The organism is Sphingopyxis italica (assembly GCF_011926545.1).
Lineage (GTDB): Bacteria > Pseudomonadota > Alphaproteobacteria > Sphingomonadales > Sphingomonadaceae > Sphingopyxis > Sphingopyxis italica.
Genome location: NZ_JAATIT010000005.1, coordinates 1 through 15,880, shown reverse-complemented (window position 1 = coordinate 15,880; position 15,880 = coordinate 1). Strand labels below are relative to the sequence as shown.

Below are 15,880 nucleotides of genomic sequence, written 5' to 3'. Positions count from 1 at the left end.
GCGGGGCCAAATCGAAAGGCAAAATTGTCCCGCCGCGAACCAACATCATTACCGGAAAATTTACCATGACAGCATAACGTCCCGGCCATGGACAATTTTCGCCTTCCCGCGGCCCGCGGCCACAAGCGCACCCCGGTGTCGATCGACGTCACCGTCAACGGCATTCTCAATTTCGTCGACGGCCGGATCACCGATCTGTCCGAAGGCGGCGCGCGCGTCGACGGGGCGAGCATGCCGGCGCGTTCGCGCTGCGAAATCCATTATGGCGGTCAGGTCACCTACGCGGTGGTCATGTGGGCGGAGCACGACCGCATGGGCGTGCGCTTCCCCTATGAGCTGGCGCAAGGCGCGCTCTACAACGCGCTCCAGAGCGCGCGGAACGCGGCGATGATCGAGCCCGCGCAAATCTTCCACAGCAGCCGCCCGCCGGTATTCGGACGCCGCGGATTGAGCTGACTTTCGATCCTCCCTGTCGCGAAGCGATGGGGAGGTGGCAGCCCGTAGGGCTGACGGAGGGGCCTTGGCGCCACCGTTGCCGCCCCTCCACCATCCGCTGCGCGGACGGTCCCCCTCCCCATCGCTTCGCGACAGGGAGGATCGGGCAACCTTGCCGCGTTCCTCTTTTGTCCCTAGCGTAGGGCGATGGCGCCCGACCCGCTTACCCTGCCCGCGATCCACGCGAGCCATATCGGCATCTGGCTCGCCGACACGCACGGCCGCGTCCAGCGTGTCGGACGCGGCGAGGCGATCGCGGCGGTCGCGGCGACCCCGCACCTCCTCCTCAATGCGACGCTGACCGGCGACCGGCTCGGCTATCCCGAACTCTCGGGGCTCGACCTGCTCGAGCTTTTCGCCTTCCTCTATCCCGCGCGCTTCGCGGTGCCGACCCCGGCGGGAATCGCCGCCGCCGTCGGGCTGACCCCGCCCAAAGCCGAAGAAGACATCGCCGCCTTCCTGCCCCAAGCGGCCGCGGCGATGCTCGCCAGCCTCGGCGACCCCGGCTGGCCCGAGCGCGAGGGCGCATGGCACGGTGCCGAAGCACTGGCGCGCCAACGCTGGTCGTGGGCGCCGCTCGTCCAGCCGCGCCTCTCCCGCCCCGACGCCAACGATCGGTGGCTCTTCGCCCGCCTCCCCGAATGGGAGGAAAGCTCGCCGCGCGGCGCGCCGCGCCAGGTGACGATCGACGAAGCCGACGTTGCGGCGCGGCTCGACCGCCTGACCGGCGACGGCGCCGAACGCCGTCCAGGGCAACAGGATTACGCCCGCGCCACCGCCGCGATCTTCGCCCCGCGCGAGCGCAAGGACGCGCCGCGGATGCTCGTCGCCGAGGCCGGCACCGGCATCGGCAAGACATTGGGCTATCTCGCCCCCGCCAAACAATGGATCGACCAGTCGGCGGGCAGCGTCTGCATCTCGACCTTCACCAAGGCGCTGCAACGCCAATTGTCGCGCGAGACCGAGCGGCTCTACCCCGACGCCGCGACGCACCGCGAAAAGGTCGTCGTGCGCAAGGGCCGCGAAAATTATCTCTGCCTGCTCAATCTCGAGGACGCGCTGCAGGGCGGTTTTTCGGGCCGCGCCGCGATCCTCGCGCAGCTCGTCGCGCGCTGGGCCGCCTACAGCCGCGACGGCGACATGGTCGGCGGCGACCTGCCCGGCTGGCTCCCCGCGCTGTTCCGCCGCAACGGCACCACCGCGCTCACCGACCGGCGCGGCGAGTGCATCTATGCCGGCTGCCCGCATTTCCGCAAATGCTTCATCGAACATTCGGCGCGCGCCGCGACGCAGGCCGACATCGTCATCGCCAATCATGCGCTGACGATGGTGCAGGCGGCGCGCCCGCGTGACGGCGGGGCTCCCGCGACGCGGCTGATCTTCGACGAGGGCCATCATCTGTGGGACGCCGCCGACAGCATGTTCGCCGCCGCGCTCACCGGACAGGAAGCGGTCGAAATCCGCCGCTGGGTGCTCGGCCCCGAAGGCAAGTCGCGCGGGCGGCGGCGCGGGCTCGCCGCACGCCTCGCCGATGTGGCAAGCTATGACGAGGCGGGCGACAAGGCGATCCAGGCGGCGATCCAAGCCGCCGCCGAACTCCCCGGCGACGGCTGGCTCGGCCGCCTGTCCGAAAACGAGCCGTGGGGCGCGATCGAACGGCTGCTCGTCGCTGTCCGCGCCATGGTTTATGCACGCGGCATCGACAGCCGCACCGCCGACACCGGCTATGGCCTCGAAACCGAACTCGCCGACCCCGACCCCCAGCTCGTCACCGCCGCTGCCAGCGCGAGCGATGCGATCGAGGCGCTGCTCCGTCCCCTGATGGCGCTCGGCAAACGGCTTGAAGCGTTGATCGAGGACCCGCCCGACTGGCTCGACGGGCAGGCGCGCGCCCGCGTCGATGGCGCGCGGCACAGCCTCGGGACGCGGATCGACACGCTCGGCAGCTGGCTGTCGCTGCTCGGCCGCGTCGGCGGCCCCGCCGATCCCGATTTCGTCGACTGGCTCGCGGTCGACCGTTACGACGGGCGCGAGTTTGACTGCGGTCTTCACCGCCACTGGCTCGACCCCGCGCGGCCGATCGCCGAGGTCGTCTATCGCCCTGCGCAGGGCGTGCTCGTCACCTCGGCGACCTTGCGCGGCGGCGGGCACGGCCGGGGTGGCTGGACCGACGCCGACATCCGCACCGGCGCCCGCCATATGGAGGGCGGCGTCGGCCATTTCGCGGTGCCGAGCCCGTTCGACTATGCGCGCCAGTCCGAAGTGCTGATCGTCACCGACATCGCGCGCGGCGACCTGCCCGCGCTCGCCGGCGCCTATAGCCGGCTGATCGAGGCGGCGGGCGGCGGCGCGCTCGGGCTGTTCAGCGCGATCCGGCGGCTGCGCATCGTCCATTCGCGCATCGCCGACCGGCTCGCGCGCGCCGGGCTGCCGCTGTTCGCGCAGCACGTCGACCCGCTCGACACCGGCACGCTCGTCGACATCTTCCGCGCCGACCCGCACGCGTCGCTGCTCGGCACCGATGCGCTGCGCGACGGCGTCGATGTCCCGGGCGATTCGCTTCGGCTGGTGGTGATGGAGGGTGTGCCGTGGCCGCGCCCGACGATCCTCCACGCGGCGCGCCGGGCGGCACAGGGCGGCAGCGCCTATGACGATATGGTCATTCGCGGCCGCATCGGGCAGGCGTTCGGACGCCTGATCCGCCGCGCCGACGATTTTGGCCAATTCGTCATGCTCTCGCCCAGCTTCCCCTCGCGGCTGCTCAGCGCCTTTCCCGAAGGCACCCCCATTCGCCGCCTGCCGCTCGACGAAGCGGTCAACCATGTCGCCGCGGCGAACGTCGAACGCAGAAAAAGCGCCTTCCCGGCCTTTTCACCGTCATAAGTTTGCGGCACAAGGCCCGCGAAATCGAGGGATAGCGCAACGGCGCGGGGAGATATTTTGAAGAGTTTGACCATCCTGCGCCACGCCAAATCGGGTTGGGACGTGGCCGTCGAGCGCGACTTCGACCGTCCGATCAACAAACGTGGCGCGCGCGGCGCCGAATTGATCGGACAGTGGCTGAAACGGCAGAAACTCCCCGTCGACCGCATCATCGCCTCGCCCGCAGTGCGTGTGACCGAAACGCTCGACATCTTCCAGCCCGCCGCCGGCCTCGACGCGCTCGAACCCCATTGGGACCGCCGCATCTATCTCGCCTCCGCCGCGACGCTGATCGACGTGATCCGCGATACCGGCCGCGACGCCGGGCACCTCCTGATCTCAGGCCATAATCCCGGCCTAGAAGACCTGATCCTGATGCTCGTCCCCGAAACGCCGGGCGACGACCTCCGCGCCAGGGTCGAGGAAAAGCTGCCGACGTCGGCGCTCGCGCGCCTCGATCTCGACATCGCCGACTGGCACGGTCTCGACATCGACGTGGCGCGTTTCGCGGACTTCATCCGCCCCCGCGACCTCGACCCCGCGCTCGCCCCCGCCATGGACGACGACTGAGCGCATCCTTCGGCCCGGCTGAAAACGACCGATTGCGGCCCTCATATTTCTCATTAGCCCGTCATTCCCGCGAAAGCGGGAACCCAGAGCGTGCGCCAGTTGATCCCACCCCGGGTTCCCGCTTTCGCGGGAATGACGAATGTTGGGAATGACAGCTCACCATCCCAAAAGCCGCCTCGCCGGCCGCAACCGCCCTTACTTCAACCCAGCGCCGCAGCCAGCCTCTGGCGCAGCGCCACGAGTGCTTCGACCGGAATGCCCCCCGCCCGTACCGGTGCCCCCGCCTCAAGCGTCTCGCGCGGCAACGGCGGGCGCGGGGCGGCGGGCGCGGCGCCCGGCTCGGAAGACAGCGCCTTGCGCGCGCCATCGACCGTAAAGCCCTGCACATGCAGCAAATGATGGATACGCTCGGCGAGCGCGACATCCTCGGCGCGGTAATAGCGGCGACGGCCCGACCGCTGGAGCGGCTTCAGTTGCGGGAAACGCGTTTCCCAATATCGCAGCACATGCGTCGGCACGCCGATGCGCACCGCGAGTTCGCCGATCGCCAGCATGGCGCCCGCCGCCTTGCCGTCATCGTCGGCCATGTCAGACCCCGACATCGATAGGGCGGAACCTATTTGCCGGCAACGCGCGCTCGCATCGTCTGGCTGGCGCGAAACGTCATCACGCGCCGCGGCAGGATCGGAACTTCGATCCCCGTCTTGGGATTGCGGCCGATCCGCTGCGCCTTGTCGCGCAGCACAAAGGTGCCGAAGCCCGAAATCTTCACATTCTGCCCGACCGCGAGCGCGTCGGACATATGGTCGAGAATCGATTCGACGATCGCCGCCGATTCATTGCGCGACAGCCCGATCTGCTGGTTGATGCGGCTGGCGATATCGGCTCGCGTAAGCGTCCCTGCGGTCATGTTGATCCCTTCCCCCTCTGAAGCGAAAATGCGCGACTGGTTCCCTGACAGCCCCCACCGTCACGAGTCCCACGCGCTTATGTAACAAATCGGAATTAATCCGCCAAACTGAAACGGATGGAGCGAGAAGTTGACGCGCCGGAGCGAAGCGTCAGACGCGCAGCACCGCCGCGCCCCAGGTGAAGCCGCCGCCCATCGCCTCGAGCACCACCAGATCGCCGCGCTTGATGCGCCCGTCGCGCACCGCGAGGTCGAGCGCGAGCGGCACCGACGCCGCCGAGGTGTTCGCATGCTGGTCGACCGTCAGCACGACGCGTTCGGCCGGCAAACCCAGCTTTTTCGCGGTCGCATCGATGATCCGCTTGTTCGCCTGATGCGGCACGACCCAGTCGATGTCCGCCGCCGACAGGCCGACGTCGCCCATCACTTCGCCCAGCACCGATGCCAGGTTGGTGACCGCATGGCGGAACACTTCGCGCCCCTGCATCCGGACATGGCCCACGGTGCCCGTGGTCGACGGCCCGCCGTCGACATAGAGCATATCTGCGTATTTTCCCTCGGCATGCAGCCGCGTCGCGAGGATGCCGCGGTCGTCGGCGACCTCTTCGGCCGACAGGACGATCGCACCCGCACCGTCGCCGAACAACACGCAGGTCGTGCGGTCCTCCCAGTCGAGGATGCGGCTGAACGTCTCGCTGCCGATCACCAGCGCGTGCTTTGCCGCGCCGGTGCGCAGCATCGAATCGGCGACCGACACCGCATAAAGGAAGCCCGAGCAGACCGCGGCGACGTCGAAGGCGATGCAATCGGGCACGCCGAGCAGCGCCTGCACCTTGGTCGCGCTCGCCGGGAACGTATTATCGGGGGTCGCGGTCGCGACGATGATCAGCCCGATGTCAGCGGGTTCGAGCCCCGCCGCCGCCAGCGCCTGCTTCGCCGCATCGGCGCCAAGCGTCGCGGTCGTCTCATCGGGTTCGGCGATGTGGCGGAAACGGATGCCGGTGCGCTCGACGATCCACTCGTCGCTCGTGTCGACGCGCCGCGCCAGTTCCGCGTTCGACACGCGCGTGCGCGGCAAGGCCGATCCGGTGCCGGTCAGGATCGCGCGCCGCGTCATGCCGCGCCGCCGCTGCGGAAATTCGCGAGATCCTCGGTCACCTGACGCGTAATATCCTTTTCGATCAGCTCGGCGCACAGGTGGACGCAGTTCGCGACTCCCTTGGCATCGGCGCTGCCATGGCTCTTGAGCACCACGCCGTTGAGGCCGAGGAACACCGCGCCATTGTGATTATTGGGGTCGAGATGGTGGCGCAGCAGCTCGGTCGCGGGGCGCGAGATCAGAAAGCCGATCTTCGAGCGCGTCGAACTGGTGAAGGCGCGGCGGAGCAGATCGGTCACGAAACGCGCCGTCCCCTCGATCGTCTTGAGCGCGATATTGCCCGAAAAACCGTCGTGGACGATCACATCGACATCGCCGCGCGACAATTTGTCGCCCTCGATGAAGCCCGCGAACTCCATCGGCAGCCCGTGCGCCTCGCGCAGCCGCGCGGCCGCATCGCGGATCTCGCCGGTGCCCTTCAGCTCCTCGGTGCCGATGTTGAGCAGCGCGACGCGCGGGCGCTCGAGCCCCATCGCGGTGCGCGCATAGGCGGCGCCCATCACCGCGAACTGGATCAGATTGTTGGCGTCGCAATCGGTGTTGGCGCCGAGGTCGAGCATGACGACGTCGTTGTCGCCGAGCGTCGGCAGCAGCGCCGCGAGCGCCGGCCGGTCGATCCCCGGCATCGTGCGCAGCGCGAGCTTCGCCATCGCCATCAAGGCGCCGGTGTTGCCCGCCGACACGGCGCCGCCGGCATCGCCGCGCTTCACCGCGTCGATCGCAAGCCCCATCGAAGTGCTCTTCGCCTTGCGCAGCGCCTGGCTCGGCCTGTCCTCGCCCGTCACCACGCCGTCGGTGTGGATGATATCCGACGCCGCGCGCAGGTTCGGGTGGTTTTCGAGCGCCGCCTTGATCCGCTCCTCGTCGCCGACGAGGATGAAGCGGAGGCCGTCGTGCTTGTGGCGCGCCATCGCGGCGCCGGCGAGCATCATGCGCACGCCGACGTCACCGCCCATCGCATCGATTGCGATTCGCGGTGTCAGTGCCATCTAATGCCCTCCGGCCTGTTTATTACGCGCCGACCGACACCACTTCGCGGCCGTTATAATGGCCGCAGGCGTTGCAAAGGTTGTGCGGGCGCTTCAGCTCGCCGCAGTTCGGGCATTCCTGAAAGGCTTCAACCTTCAGGCTGTCGTGGCTGCGACGCATGCCGCGCTTCGAGGGCGAGGTTTTTCGCTTGGGAACGGCCATGATTTTTCCTGCATTCTCAAATAGTGTGTCACGAATCGGCTACCCGGATTTGTCACGCCCGTTGCCGGAAATGACTGGCCCGCCCGCCGCGCCGAAGCCCATTCCCGCCCAGATGACGCAGGAAAAATCTTCCGCCGGAAGGTGCCTCAACGCCAGATGGTGTCGGGTGCCGGATCGGGCGCGGCTATAGCGTTTTTGCCCGCAAAGGCAAGCCCATTGCGCGCGGTGACGGCGGCGACTTCATTCTTCGGCGCGGGCTTGCCCTGCTCCCGGGGCAATGCCACATCTCTCCCACCGCCGGACCAACCGGCGCATGGGGGGAAACCATATGATAATCTTGCCGATCAGCCTGACGATCGCCGCCGGCGCGGCGCTGCTCAACCTGTGGCTCGCGCTTCGCGTCGGCCGCGTGCGCACGAAGGAAAAGCTCTTCATCGGCGACGGCGGCAACGATCTGCTCACCCGCCGGATGCGCGCGCACAGCAATTTCGTCGAAAACACCGCCTTCGTGCTGATCCTGCTCGCGCTCGTCGAACTTGGCTTCGGCTCGTCGATTTGGCTGTGGGGCGTCGGCGCGCTCTACCTCGTCGGCCGCATCCTGCACGCGCTCGGCATGGACGGGATGATGTGGGGCCGCATGGTCGGCACGATCGTCACCATGCTCACCCAGCTCGGCCTCGCGCTCACCGCGCTCGCGATCGTCTATCTCACGCCGGTGAACATCACCGCGACCGAGGTCGAAACGGTGGCAGCGGCGCCGAAGTAATTTCTCCCCTCCCGCTTGCGGGAGGGGTCGGGGGAGGGCCTGTTCCGGTCCAACCTGGGGGAAAAGCGACAAGCCCTGCCCTAACCCCTCCCGCAAGCGGGAGGGGGACTCAGCCGCCCAAAGCCATATCGCTCACGAACGGGTTCGTCCGCCGTTCGTGCGCGAAATTGCTGTGCGCGCCGTGTCCGGGCAGAAAGGTCGTGTCGCCGCCGAGCGGCCACAGCTTCCCCGTGATCGAATCGAGCAATTGCTGGTGATTGCCGCGCGGAAAGTCGGTGCGCCCGATCGATCCCTGAAAGATCACATCGCCGACGATCGCCAGCTTCGACGGGGCATGATGAAACACGACATGCCCCGGCGTGTGCCCCGGACAGTGGATGACATCGATCTTAAGATTGCCGACGGTGACCGTATCGCCATCGACCAGCCAGCGGTCGGGCTCGAACACCTCGCCGACCATGCCGAAACGCGCGCCATCCTCCGCGAATTGTTCGATCCAGAACCGGTCGTCCTCGTGCGGCCCCTCGATCGGCACGCCCAATTCCTTCGCGAGCATCCCCGCCTGCCCGCAATGGTCCATATGGCCATGGGTGACGAGGATCTTCTCGACCTCCACCCCGGTCTGTTGGACCGCTTCCTTGAGCTTGGGAAGGTCGCCGCCCGGATCGACGAAGGCCGCCTTGTTGGTCGCGGTGCACCACAGCAAGGTGCAATTCTGCTGAAAAGCGGTAACCGGCACGATCGCCGCGCGCATCGGAGGATTGGGAGCGTTCATGCCGGCCGATGTGGAGAAATACGGCGGAAATGACAAGAGTGGGAGCGGCAGCAGCGACCGGAAGTGGACCAAGGAGCCACAATCCCCGTTCGCATCGAGCGAAGTCGAGATGCCCCTCGGGCTAGGCGCTACGTCGATGGGCGTCTCGACTTCGCTCGACACGAGCGGGAATAGATGGCGGTCCCCTTCCACCCCTTAAACCGCCTCAGCGCAGCGTCATCGTGTCGCCTTCGACGTTCACCGCATCGAGCTTCGCCAGAAAGCTCTGCCCCAGCAGCGACACCCCCATGTCGGCATCGACCACCGCCGCCGGAACCTGCCGGACCTCGATCCCTTCGACCACGACGCTATCGAGCATGACGGTTCGCATCGGCACGTCGCCGCCCGCGGTGCGCGCCATGCCGCCGATCGGCAGGCTGTCGACATCGATCCCGATCGCTTCGGCATCGCGCCGCGTCAGCGCCACGATCGACGCGCCGCTGTCGACCATCATCCGGATATTGGTTCCGTCGACCTCGGTATCGGCATAGAAATGCGAGTCGCCCGACCGCCCGAGGCGCACTTCGCCGCCCGATGTCTGCGCGCCCGGCGCCGAAGGCCCCGAAGACCAGCCGCGCTTTTCTCGCTGCGTCGTCCAATTGCTATTGTCCTGCGCTTCCGCCACCGGCGCGCCATCTCCATCGCGCGCCGAACGGCTGGCGATACTCGCCACGCCCACCGACACCGCCGTGATGGCGACCGCCAAGCCAAGAAACCGCCCGATCATGGGCGGCTTGTCGCAGATTCGGGTTGGAGATTGGTTAAGCGGGCTCGCCCCGCTCGATAAACGCACGCCATGTCGGCGCGTCGCCGCGGACGCTGTAGGAAATCCGCGCACAGGCATAGGGCCGCCCCGGGCGATTGTCGGCCTCGCGCGCCGTCGCGGGCCACGCGCCTGTCCCGCCCGCCGACCAACAAACCAGCGCCTCGGCCTCCTGCCCCGCCTCGATCGCCGCGCGCTCGTCGGCGCTCATCGATGCGGCCGCGTCCCAACCAAGGATGACGCGATGCTGGAGGTTCTTCGCAAACAGCGCATGGCGAAACGGGCTGTCGCGATCGCCGAGCAGGCTCCTTATCCGCTCGCGATCGGCGGCGCTCAGCCATTTCCCGCCGAGCAGCGGCCCCCACCGCGTCTCGTCGCCCGAGCGCAGCGCAGCGGCAAGTTCGCCCGCCGCAGCCTCGAAACGCGGCGTCCAGACCGAATCCTCCGCCAGCGGCGCCAGCGCGGCGGCGGGTGCGGGCGCTTCGGGCGCGACGGGCAATAAAGAGGTCGGCGCCGCACCGGCGGCGGCGGACAGGGCAAAGGCGGCGGCAAGCGCCGACGAAATCAGCATGGCGCGCATGGCCGTCAATCTAGCAGCAAAGCCTGCGTCTGTCATGCGCCCGCGGCGAGCCCCTCGCGCATCCATCCCGGCGCCTCGGCGGCGTCGATACTCTCGGTTCGCCGATGCTCGACCGACCAGCCGAGTTCGGAATAGGCGACCAACTGCCGCTTTTCATCAGCCTCGGCGATCGGCACCACGACGATCCGCCGGTTGACCTTCTGCCGCCAGTTCATCCGCGCGGTATTTTCCTGCCCGACGTAACAGCCCTTGGTAAAGCTGACGCCGTTCAGTTCGGCGGCATTGCATTCGAGCCACAAGGTCGTGCCGTCGCCCAGTTCGCCGCGCCCCTCGGTCACGCCGAGCGCCAGCCGGTGCGCGCGCCACGCGGTGTCGGCGCCCCCGCCTTCACCAGCCGGTCCGAGCCACCGCTGGCCGAGCGCCGCCAGCCGCGGATCGGGCGCGCCCAGGTCGCCCGCCGGCGCCCAATGCACCGCGAGACCGGGCTCGATCGCGATTATGATCGGTCGGCGCAGACGATAGAGGGTCAGGCGCTTGACCAGCGCCTCGGCCGCATCGCGCTCGCAGTCGATCAAGATGTCCTCTTCGTCGGCCCAGATCAGGAAATCGAACGACGCCTTGCCCTGCGCGGTCAGCAGCGCCGCCCACACCGGCAGATTGCCCGAGGTGTCGTTGGTGACGAGACCTTGCAGAAAGCCGCGGACGTCCTCCCCGGAGAGACGGATGAGCGCGCGATCGTGAAGGGTGGTATTGGCCATGGCGATAATCTAGGGACGCCCCAGCCAAAGCCAAGCCCACTATCGACGAGTCTTTTCGATGACCGACCGCCTGACGATCCGCCGCCCCGACGACTGGCACGTCCATCTGCGCGACGGCGCGATGCTCGAACATGTCGCGCAATATACCGCGCGCCAGTTCGCGCGCGCGATCGTCATGCCGAACCTCTCGCCGCCGGTGACCACCGCCGACGAAGGCCGGGCGTACCGCGACCGCATCGTCGCCGCGGTGCCGGCGGAGCTCGACTTCACCCCGCTGATCGTCGCCTATCTCACCGACCACAGCGACGCGCACGAAATCGCGCGCGGCCATGAAGAGGGCGTCTTTACCGCCGCCAAACTCTATCCCGCGCACGCGACCACCGGCAGCGCGCACGGCGTCACCGACGTCGCGAACATCATGGGCGTGCTCGAACGGATGCAGGACATCGGCATGCCGCTCCTGATCCACGGCGAAGTCACCGACCATAACGTCGACATCTTCGACCGCGAGGCGGTGTTCATCGAACGCACGCTCGAACCGCTCGTTCGCGCCCTTCCCGCGCTCAAGATCGTCGTCGAGCATATCACCACCGCCGAAGCCGCGCAGTTCGTCGCGGGCGCCCCCGCCAATGTCGCCGCGACGGTCACGCCGCAGCATCTCCACATCAACCGCAACGCGATGCTCGTCGGCGGCATCCGCCCGCACGCCTATTGCCTGCCCGTTGCGAAGCGCGAGCATCACCGGCTCGCGGTGCGCGCCGCCGCGACCTCGGGCTCGCCCAAATTCTTCCTCGGCACCGACAGCGCGCCGCATGCGGTTCACACGAAGGAAGCCTCGTGCGGCTGCGCGGGCATCTTCAACGCCCCCTACGCGCTCGAAAGCTATATCCAGGCCTTCGACGAGGACGGCGCGCTGGCCCATTTCGAAGGCTTTGCGAGCGAGCACGGCCCGCGCTTCTACGGCCTGCCGCTCAATACCGGCACGGTCACGCTCGAGCGCGGCGAGACACTCGTCCCCGACCGCATCGGCGAAGTCGTCCCCTTCCACGCGGGCGAAACGCTGGGCTGGCGGCTGGCCTGATCCGTTGCCCCCGCCTTCGCGGGGGCGACGGTGATTATGCCACCTCGATCATCCGCTCGGCGCGCATCTTGCGCAGCATGTCGAAACTGAACACCGCGATACTGATCCAGATCAGCACGAAACAGGCGAGTTGCGCGGGCTTCAGCGGCTCGTGAAAAACGAACAGGCTGAGCAGGAACTGGAGCGTCGGCGCGAGGAACTGGACGAAGCCGAGCGCGGCATAGCTCATCCGCCGCGCTGCGGTGGCAAAGAGCAGCAAGGGCACCGCGGTGATGACGCCGCCCGCCATCAACAGCAGGCTAATCGAGCTGTCCGACCCAAAACCGCGCCCGTCGCCCGCCCACAGATACCAGGCCGCGATGCCAAGCGACGGCAAAAGCAGCACCGTCGTCTCGACCGAAAGCCCGGGGAGCGACCCCACCGGCACCACCTTGCGGATGAGGCCATAGGTGCCGAACGAAAAGGCGAGCGTCAGGCTGATCCACAGCGTGTCGAGCGCCCCCGCGAGCAGGATCGCGACGCCAACCCCCGCGATCGCCACCGCCACCAGCTGCAGCCGCGACAGCCGTTCGCCGAGGAAGATCATGCCGAGCATCACATTGACGAGCGGATTGAGATAATAGCCGAGGCTCGCCGCCAGCACATGGTCGGTGAAGATCGAATAGATATAGACGAGCCAGTTGACCGCGATCAGCAGCGAACTCGCAAGCAGCAGCCGCAGCGTCCGCCAATCCTTGAGCGCGACCAGATATTCGCCGATCTGCCGCCGAAAGAGCATGATCACGAAACAGAGCGGCAGCGACCAGATGATCCGCTGCGCGAGCACCTCGACCGGCGGGACGCTGCTGATCAGCTTGAAGAAGAGCGGAACGAAGCCCCAGATGCCATAGGCGGCCACCGCATAGGGCAGCCCGCCCTCATTGCTCCCCGCGGGGGCCGGTGTCTGTGCCATGGCTTTTGGCCTCTAAAGGATTTGGTGTCTAAAGGATCAGATGATGCCGCCGCCGAGCATCAGGCGGATGACGCCGATGACGATGACGACGATATTGAGGTTCCGCCCGCTCGTCTTGTCCGACATCGCGCCGAGTGCGAGCCCGATGACGGCGAACGGGATGATCACCCAATTCGCCCATCCGAGCAGCGGAATGAACGCAAAAACAGCCAGAACCAAGGCGATGGCGCCGATGATGAGCGATCCGATATTGAGCATGGACATGGTTCTCGCACGCCGCCCGCGATGCGGCAAGAGCCTTTCGGTTCGTCGATGGTCGCGCTCGCTTCGTCTTGTTGCCTTGGGTTCATGCAACGCGATCGGGAGCCGGGTCGTTTTCTTCCCGAAGCACCCGATCTCGCCAAGGGACGGAATTGCGGAACCAGGAAAGGACTATATTATGCGTATCTTCACAAAAGGCCTGATGGGCGCGTTCGTCGCCGCCAGTGTCCTTGGCACCACGCCGCTCCACGCCGGCGTGACGACCCCCGCCAAGGCGCCGGGCTATCACGAGTTCGAGCAGGCGTCGGACTTCTATCGCAAGCGCAAGGATCGCCGCCATTATGCGCGGGACGAGCGCATCGATCGCGACACCCGCATCTGGCGCGATAACAACGGCCGTTATCGCTGCAAGAAGGACAATGGCACGACCGGCCTCCTGATCGGCGGTGCGGTGGGCGGTCTCGCCGGCCATGAAATCGCCGGCAGCGGCGACAAGCTGCTCGGCACCGTGCTCGGCGCCGCGGGCGGCGCGCTGCTCGGCCGCGAGATCGACCGCGACAAATATCGCTGCCGCTAAATAACGGAAACCGTCTCGCGCGCGGGTTCGAGACCCCTCCAGCCCGCGCACGCTGATGGCGAGGACACCGGCTTACCGCCGGTGTCCTCAAGCGTATGCGCTTGCCGCGCGCCGCCTCTTGCCGCAGAAGCGTCGCCTACGCTCGCGGCAGAGAGAGGATCGCCATGCTCAACGGACCCTTGCTCGTCACCGAGCGCCTGATCCTCCGCCCGCCCGCGGCCGAGGATTTCGACGCCTTCGCCGAAATGTGCGCCGAAGAGGAAACGATGCGCTTCATCGGCGGCGCGTGCCCGCGCTCGGCGGCGTGGCGCCAATGGTGCACGCTCGCGGGCGCGTGGCATATCCGCGGCTTTTCGATGTTCTCCGTGGTCGAGCGCGACACCGGCCTATGGGTCGGCCGCCTCGGCCCGTGGGAGCCCGACGGCTGGCCGGCGCCCGAAATCGGCTATGGCGTCAGCGCGCGGTTCGCCGGCAAGGGCTATGCGTTCGAAGGTAGCGTCGCCGCCTGCGACTTCGCGGTCGAATTCCTGAAATGGCCCGAACTGATGCACAGCATCGACCCCGCCAACACGCGCTCGCAGGCGCTCGCCAAACGCCTCGGCGCGACGAACAGTGGCCCGACCCGACTCCCCGCCCCGTTCGAGGACGCCCCCGTGGACGCCTGGACGCAGAGCGCCGACGCGTGGCGGAGCAAGCGCCACGAACTCCGTCCTTGAGCGCGCAACATCCAAAAGCGTCTCGCCCCGAGACAGTTTTCTGCTAACAAACCCCCGATATTAACGCATTTTCTTTGTCCCTTTTTAACCAGGATCGGGCATTCCGGGAAAAGATTAAGGGAGTGTTAGCGATGATATTGCGCGGAAAATGGCTCGTTGCCGGTTTGCTGATCGCGGCGGCGCCGCTCGGCGGCTGCCGCGACAACCCCGATGCCGAGGCCGATCTCGCCCCGCTCGACGACGGGCTGACCAACGCCGACCCGGCGATCAAGGGTTCGCTCGAAGACAAGATCATGGTCGATCCGGCGCTCACGGGCCAATCGAACCGCAACGCCGTCGGCCCGGGCAACCGGCCGATCGACGGCGGCGTCCCCGGTGTCAGGAGCGGCAAGGCCGCAACCGCCGCCGAAGCCGCCGCGGCGCTGAAGGCCGGCAAACTGCTCACCGCGCCCAAGGCGCTTCCCATGGAGGCCGGCTGCAACGGCTGCGAGGCAGAGGCCCGCCCGGTCACCATCGGCGCCCTCGCGCGCGATCAGCAAAAGGGCGCCTGCGACGCCAAGCTGACCTACAGCAACGCCTGGGCGAACCGCCTGCCCGCTGCGTTCAAGGTCTACCCGCGCGCGACACTGCGCGAGGCCGCGGGCATCGCCGGCGGCAAATGCAACATCCGCGTCGTCAATTTCCAGACCGCCGCCTCGATGCAGGCGGTGCTCGACTATTATCACACGATGGCGATCCGCGCGGGCTATACCAGCGACCACCGCGTCAACGGCAATGAACATATGCTCGGCGGAACCAAGGGCGATCTCGCCTATGTTCTGATGATGCGCCGCGACGGCGGCATGACCGACGTCGATCTCGTCGCCTCGGGCGGCAAATAAGCCTCATCTTGCAAACATGAAAAAGGCCCCGGGGAGAGGGTTCCCGGGGCCTTTTTCGTGGCTTGCGTGACGAGCAAGCGGTCAGATCTTGTCGCCGAGCGCGCCCTGGACCTTGCCCTTCAGATTCTGGGCCTCGCCCTTGCGCTCCTGCGCCTCGCCTTCGGCGCGAAGGCGCTCGTTATCGGTCGCCTTGCCGGTCGCCTGCTTCGCGTTGCCGGCGGCTTCGTTGGCGAGGCCTTTCGCCTTTTCGGTGAATTCACCCATGGGGTATCTCCTTGCTTTTACAGAGGCGTAGGGACGCGCCTCTTGCCCAACCAACGACGCGCGTCCGCATATGTTCCGCTGCGTGAGGCGAGCCGTTCGGGAGCGAAGATCGCTGGCCGAAGTCGGCTTTGGGGTGGGAAGCGGACGTTTAGCTCCGCGCTTCCAAAGCTGATTGTGCCTTTTGCGCCTTAGTGCGCAAGCTTGGCCATAAGTGATGACT

21 protein-coding genes are annotated in these 15,880 nt (G+C 67.2%); 8 read left to right on the top strand and 13 right to left on the bottom strand.

Features of this window, described 5'->3' with window-relative positions; all coding sequences use genetic code 11:
• Nucleotides 1–87: 87 nt before the first annotated feature.
• From GGR90_RS17105 to GGR90_RS17095, 3 genes are all read left to right on the top strand, one after another.
• Entirely contained in the window at nucleotides 88–456 is a 369-nt protein-coding gene (locus GGR90_RS17105) for a PilZ domain-containing protein (protein ID WP_167922622.1), read from the top strand.
• A gap of 186 nt (nucleotides 457–642) precedes the next feature.
• Nucleotides 643–3,378 carry an ATP-dependent DNA helicase gene (locus GGR90_RS17100; protein ID WP_167922621.1) on the top strand — a complete coding sequence of 912 codons (2,736 nt, stop codon included), beginning with the start codon at nucleotides 643–645 and terminating at the stop codon, nucleotides 3,376–3,378.
• 57 nt (nucleotides 3,379–3,435) lie between these two features.
• Nucleotides 3,436–3,987, top strand: a complete 552-nt coding sequence (locus tag GGR90_RS17095; RefSeq protein ID WP_167922620.1) for a SixA phosphatase family protein — start codon at nucleotides 3,436–3,438, stop codon at nucleotides 3,985–3,987.
• Between the two features lie 200 nt (nucleotides 3,988–4,187).
• Here the strand turns inward: GGR90_RS17095 and GGR90_RS17090 are convergent, their stop codons facing one another.
• The 6 genes from GGR90_RS17090 to GGR90_RS17065 form a co-directional block, all read right to left on the bottom strand.
• On the bottom strand, nucleotides 4,188–4,574 hold the full coding sequence (locus GGR90_RS17090; RefSeq protein ID WP_245198786.1) for a MerR family transcriptional regulator: 387 nt from the start codon (nucleotides 4,572–4,574) through the stop codon (nucleotides 4,188–4,190).
• Nucleotides 4,575–4,603: 29 nt separating this feature from the next.
• On the bottom strand, nucleotides 4,604–4,897 hold the full coding sequence (locus GGR90_RS17085; RefSeq protein WP_037556786.1) for an integration host factor subunit alpha: 294 nt from the start codon (nucleotides 4,895–4,897) through the stop codon (nucleotides 4,604–4,606).
• 151 nt (nucleotides 4,898–5,048) lie between these two features.
• The gene (locus GGR90_RS17080; RefSeq protein ID WP_167922618.1) at nucleotides 5,049–6,014 is read right to left on the bottom strand and encodes a beta-ketoacyl-ACP synthase III; all 966 of its coding nucleotides are present in this window, start codon (nucleotides 6,012–6,014) and stop codon (nucleotides 5,049–5,051) included.
• Nucleotides 6,011–7,045, bottom strand: coding sequence for a phosphate acyltransferase PlsX (plsX, locus tag GGR90_RS17075; RefSeq protein WP_167922617.1), 1,035 nt, complete (start codon nucleotides 7,043–7,045; stop codon nucleotides 6,011–6,013). The genes GGR90_RS17080 and plsX overlap by 4 nt, the downstream gene beginning before the upstream one ends.
• A 22-nt stretch (nucleotides 7,046–7,067) precedes the next feature.
• Entirely contained in the window at nucleotides 7,068–7,247 is a 180-nt protein-coding gene (rpmF, locus tag GGR90_RS17070) for a 50S ribosomal protein L32 (protein ID WP_011541714.1), read from the bottom strand.
• Nucleotides 7,248–7,393: 146 nt separating this feature from the next.
• Nucleotides 7,394–7,531, bottom strand: coding sequence for a hypothetical protein (locus GGR90_RS17065; RefSeq protein WP_167922616.1), 138 nt, complete (start codon nucleotides 7,529–7,531; stop codon nucleotides 7,394–7,396).
• A gap of 44 nt (nucleotides 7,532–7,575) precedes the next feature.
• Between GGR90_RS17065 and GGR90_RS17060 the strand changes: the two genes are divergently transcribed.
• The gene (locus GGR90_RS17060; protein WP_209023855.1) at nucleotides 7,576–8,013 is read left to right on the top strand and encodes an MAPEG family protein; all 438 of its coding nucleotides are present in this window, start codon (nucleotides 7,576–7,578) and stop codon (nucleotides 8,011–8,013) included.
• Between the two features lie 109 nt (nucleotides 8,014–8,122).
• Here GGR90_RS17060 and GGR90_RS17055 read toward each other — a convergent pair whose 3' ends face one another.
• From GGR90_RS17055 to ygfZ, 4 genes are all read right to left on the bottom strand, one after another.
• Nucleotides 8,123–8,788 carry an MBL fold metallo-hydrolase gene (locus tag GGR90_RS17055; RefSeq protein WP_167922615.1) on the bottom strand — a complete coding sequence of 222 codons (666 nt, stop codon included), beginning with the start codon at nucleotides 8,786–8,788 and terminating at the stop codon, nucleotides 8,123–8,125.
• A 205-nt stretch (nucleotides 8,789–8,993) separates the two neighbouring features.
• Nucleotides 8,994–9,554, bottom strand: a complete 561-nt coding sequence (locus GGR90_RS17050) for a retropepsin-like aspartic protease family protein (protein ID WP_167922614.1) — start codon at nucleotides 9,552–9,554, stop codon at nucleotides 8,994–8,996.
• Nucleotides 9,555–9,588: 34 nt separating this feature from the next.
• The gene (locus GGR90_RS17045; protein WP_167922613.1) at nucleotides 9,589–10,170 is read right to left on the bottom strand and encodes a hypothetical protein; all 582 of its coding nucleotides are present in this window, start codon (nucleotides 10,168–10,170) and stop codon (nucleotides 9,589–9,591) included.
• A gap of 32 nt (nucleotides 10,171–10,202) precedes the next feature.
• Complete coding sequence (gene ygfZ / locus GGR90_RS17040) at nucleotides 10,203–10,928, bottom strand: CAF17-like 4Fe-4S cluster assembly/insertion protein YgfZ (RefSeq protein WP_167922612.1); 726 nt, start codon at nucleotides 10,926–10,928, stop codon at nucleotides 10,203–10,205.
• A gap of 58 nt (nucleotides 10,929–10,986) precedes the next feature.
• Here ygfZ and pyrC point away from each other — a divergent pair, with 58 nt between their 5' ends.
• Complete coding sequence (pyrC, locus tag GGR90_RS17035) at nucleotides 10,987–12,009, top strand: dihydroorotase (RefSeq protein ID WP_167922611.1); 1,023 nt, start codon at nucleotides 10,987–10,989, stop codon at nucleotides 12,007–12,009.
• Between the two features lie 34 nt (nucleotides 12,010–12,043).
• Here pyrC and rarD read toward each other — a convergent pair whose 3' ends face one another.
• Both rarD and GGR90_RS17025 read right to left on the bottom strand, forming a co-directional pair.
• Nucleotides 12,044–12,961 (bottom strand): EamA family transporter RarD, encoded by a 918-nt coding sequence (rarD, locus tag GGR90_RS17030; protein WP_167922610.1) that lies wholly within the window; start codon nucleotides 12,959–12,961, stop codon nucleotides 12,044–12,046.
• Nucleotides 12,962–12,997: 36 nt separating this feature from the next.
• Nucleotides 12,998–13,219 (bottom strand): hypothetical protein, encoded by a 222-nt coding sequence (locus GGR90_RS17025; RefSeq protein WP_136174006.1) that lies wholly within the window; start codon nucleotides 13,217–13,219, stop codon nucleotides 12,998–13,000.
• A gap of 181 nt (nucleotides 13,220–13,400) precedes the next feature.
• Here GGR90_RS17025 and GGR90_RS17020 point away from each other — a divergent pair, with 181 nt between their 5' ends.
• The 3 genes from GGR90_RS17020 (at nucleotide 13,401) to GGR90_RS17010 (ending at nucleotide 15,396) form a co-directional block, all read left to right on the top strand.
• Nucleotides 13,401–13,799, top strand: a complete 399-nt coding sequence (locus GGR90_RS17020) for a glycine zipper 2TM domain-containing protein (RefSeq protein ID WP_167922609.1) — start codon at nucleotides 13,401–13,403, stop codon at nucleotides 13,797–13,799.
• A gap of 164 nt (nucleotides 13,800–13,963) precedes the next feature.
• The gene (locus GGR90_RS17015) at nucleotides 13,964–14,515 is read left to right on the top strand and encodes a GNAT family N-acetyltransferase (protein ID WP_167922608.1); all 552 of its coding nucleotides are present in this window, start codon (nucleotides 13,964–13,966) and stop codon (nucleotides 14,513–14,515) included.
• A gap of 131 nt (nucleotides 14,516–14,646) precedes the next feature.
• Complete coding sequence (locus tag GGR90_RS17010; RefSeq protein WP_167922607.1) at nucleotides 14,647–15,396, top strand: hypothetical protein; 750 nt, start codon at nucleotides 14,647–14,649, stop codon at nucleotides 15,394–15,396.
• A gap of 81 nt (nucleotides 15,397–15,477) precedes the next feature.
• On the opposite strand, the gene GGR90_RS17005 is transcribed toward GGR90_RS17010, so the two are convergent.
• Entirely contained in the window at nucleotides 15,478–15,660 is a 183-nt protein-coding gene (locus GGR90_RS17005; RefSeq protein WP_167922606.1) for a CsbD family protein, read from the bottom strand.
• Nucleotides 15,661–15,880 lie beyond the last annotated feature (220 nt).

Excerpts from the sequence above, each read along its gene's own strand:
- GGR90_RS17105 (WP_167922622.1), top strand. The coding sequence starts at position 88 with ATGGACAATTTTCGCCTTCCCGCGGCCCGCGGCCACAAGCGCACCCCG.
- GGR90_RS17100 (WP_167922621.1), top strand. The coding sequence starts at position 643 with ATGGCGCCCGACCCGCTTACCCTGCCCGCGATCCACGCGAGCCATATC.
- GGR90_RS17090 (WP_245198786.1), bottom strand. The coding sequence starts at position 4,574 with ATGGCCGACGATGACGGCAAGGCGGCGGGCGCCATGCTGGCGATCGGC.
- GGR90_RS17085 (WP_037556786.1), bottom strand. The coding sequence starts at position 4,897 with ATGACCGCAGGGACGCTTACGCGAGCCGATATCGCCAGCCGCATCAAC.
- GGR90_RS17080 (WP_167922618.1), bottom strand. The coding sequence starts at position 6,014 with ATGACGCGGCGCGCGATCCTGACCGGCACCGGATCGGCCTTGCCGCGC.
- plsX (WP_167922617.1), bottom strand. The coding sequence starts at position 7,045 with ATGGCACTGACACCGCGAATCGCAATCGATGCGATGGGCGGTGACGTC.
- rpmF (WP_011541714.1), bottom strand. The coding sequence starts at position 7,247 with ATGGCCGTTCCCAAGCGAAAAACCTCGCCCTCGAAGCGCGGCATGCGT.
- GGR90_RS17060 (WP_209023855.1), top strand. The coding sequence starts at position 7,576 with ATGATAATCTTGCCGATCAGCCTGACGATCGCCGCCGGCGCGGCGCTG.
- GGR90_RS17055 (WP_167922615.1), bottom strand. The coding sequence starts at position 8,788 with ATGAACGCTCCCAATCCTCCGATGCGCGCGGCGATCGTGCCGGTTACC.
- GGR90_RS17050 (WP_167922614.1), bottom strand. The coding sequence starts at position 9,554 with ATGATCGGGCGGTTTCTTGGCTTGGCGGTCGCCATCACGGCGGTGTCG.
- GGR90_RS17045 (WP_167922613.1), bottom strand. The coding sequence starts at position 10,170 with ATGCGCGCCATGCTGATTTCGTCGGCGCTTGCCGCCGCCTTTGCCCTG.
- ygfZ (WP_167922612.1), bottom strand. The coding sequence starts at position 10,928 with ATGGCCAATACCACCCTTCACGATCGCGCGCTCATCCGTCTCTCCGGG.
- pyrC (WP_167922611.1), top strand. The coding sequence starts at position 10,987 with ATGACCGACCGCCTGACGATCCGCCGCCCCGACGACTGGCACGTCCAT.
- rarD (WP_167922610.1), bottom strand. The coding sequence starts at position 12,961 with ATGGCACAGACACCGGCCCCCGCGGGGAGCAATGAGGGCGGGCTGCCC.
- GGR90_RS17025 (WP_136174006.1), bottom strand. The coding sequence starts at position 13,219 with ATGCTCAATATCGGATCGCTCATCATCGGCGCCATCGCCTTGGTTCTG.
- GGR90_RS17020 (WP_167922609.1), top strand. The coding sequence starts at position 13,401 with ATGCGTATCTTCACAAAAGGCCTGATGGGCGCGTTCGTCGCCGCCAGT.
- GGR90_RS17015 (WP_167922608.1), top strand. The coding sequence starts at position 13,964 with ATGCTCAACGGACCCTTGCTCGTCACCGAGCGCCTGATCCTCCGCCCG.
- GGR90_RS17010 (WP_167922607.1), top strand. The coding sequence starts at position 14,647 with ATGATATTGCGCGGAAAATGGCTCGTTGCCGGTTTGCTGATCGCGGCG.
- GGR90_RS17005 (WP_167922606.1), bottom strand. The coding sequence starts at position 15,660 with ATGGGTGAATTCACCGAAAAGGCGAAAGGCCTCGCCAACGAAGCCGCC.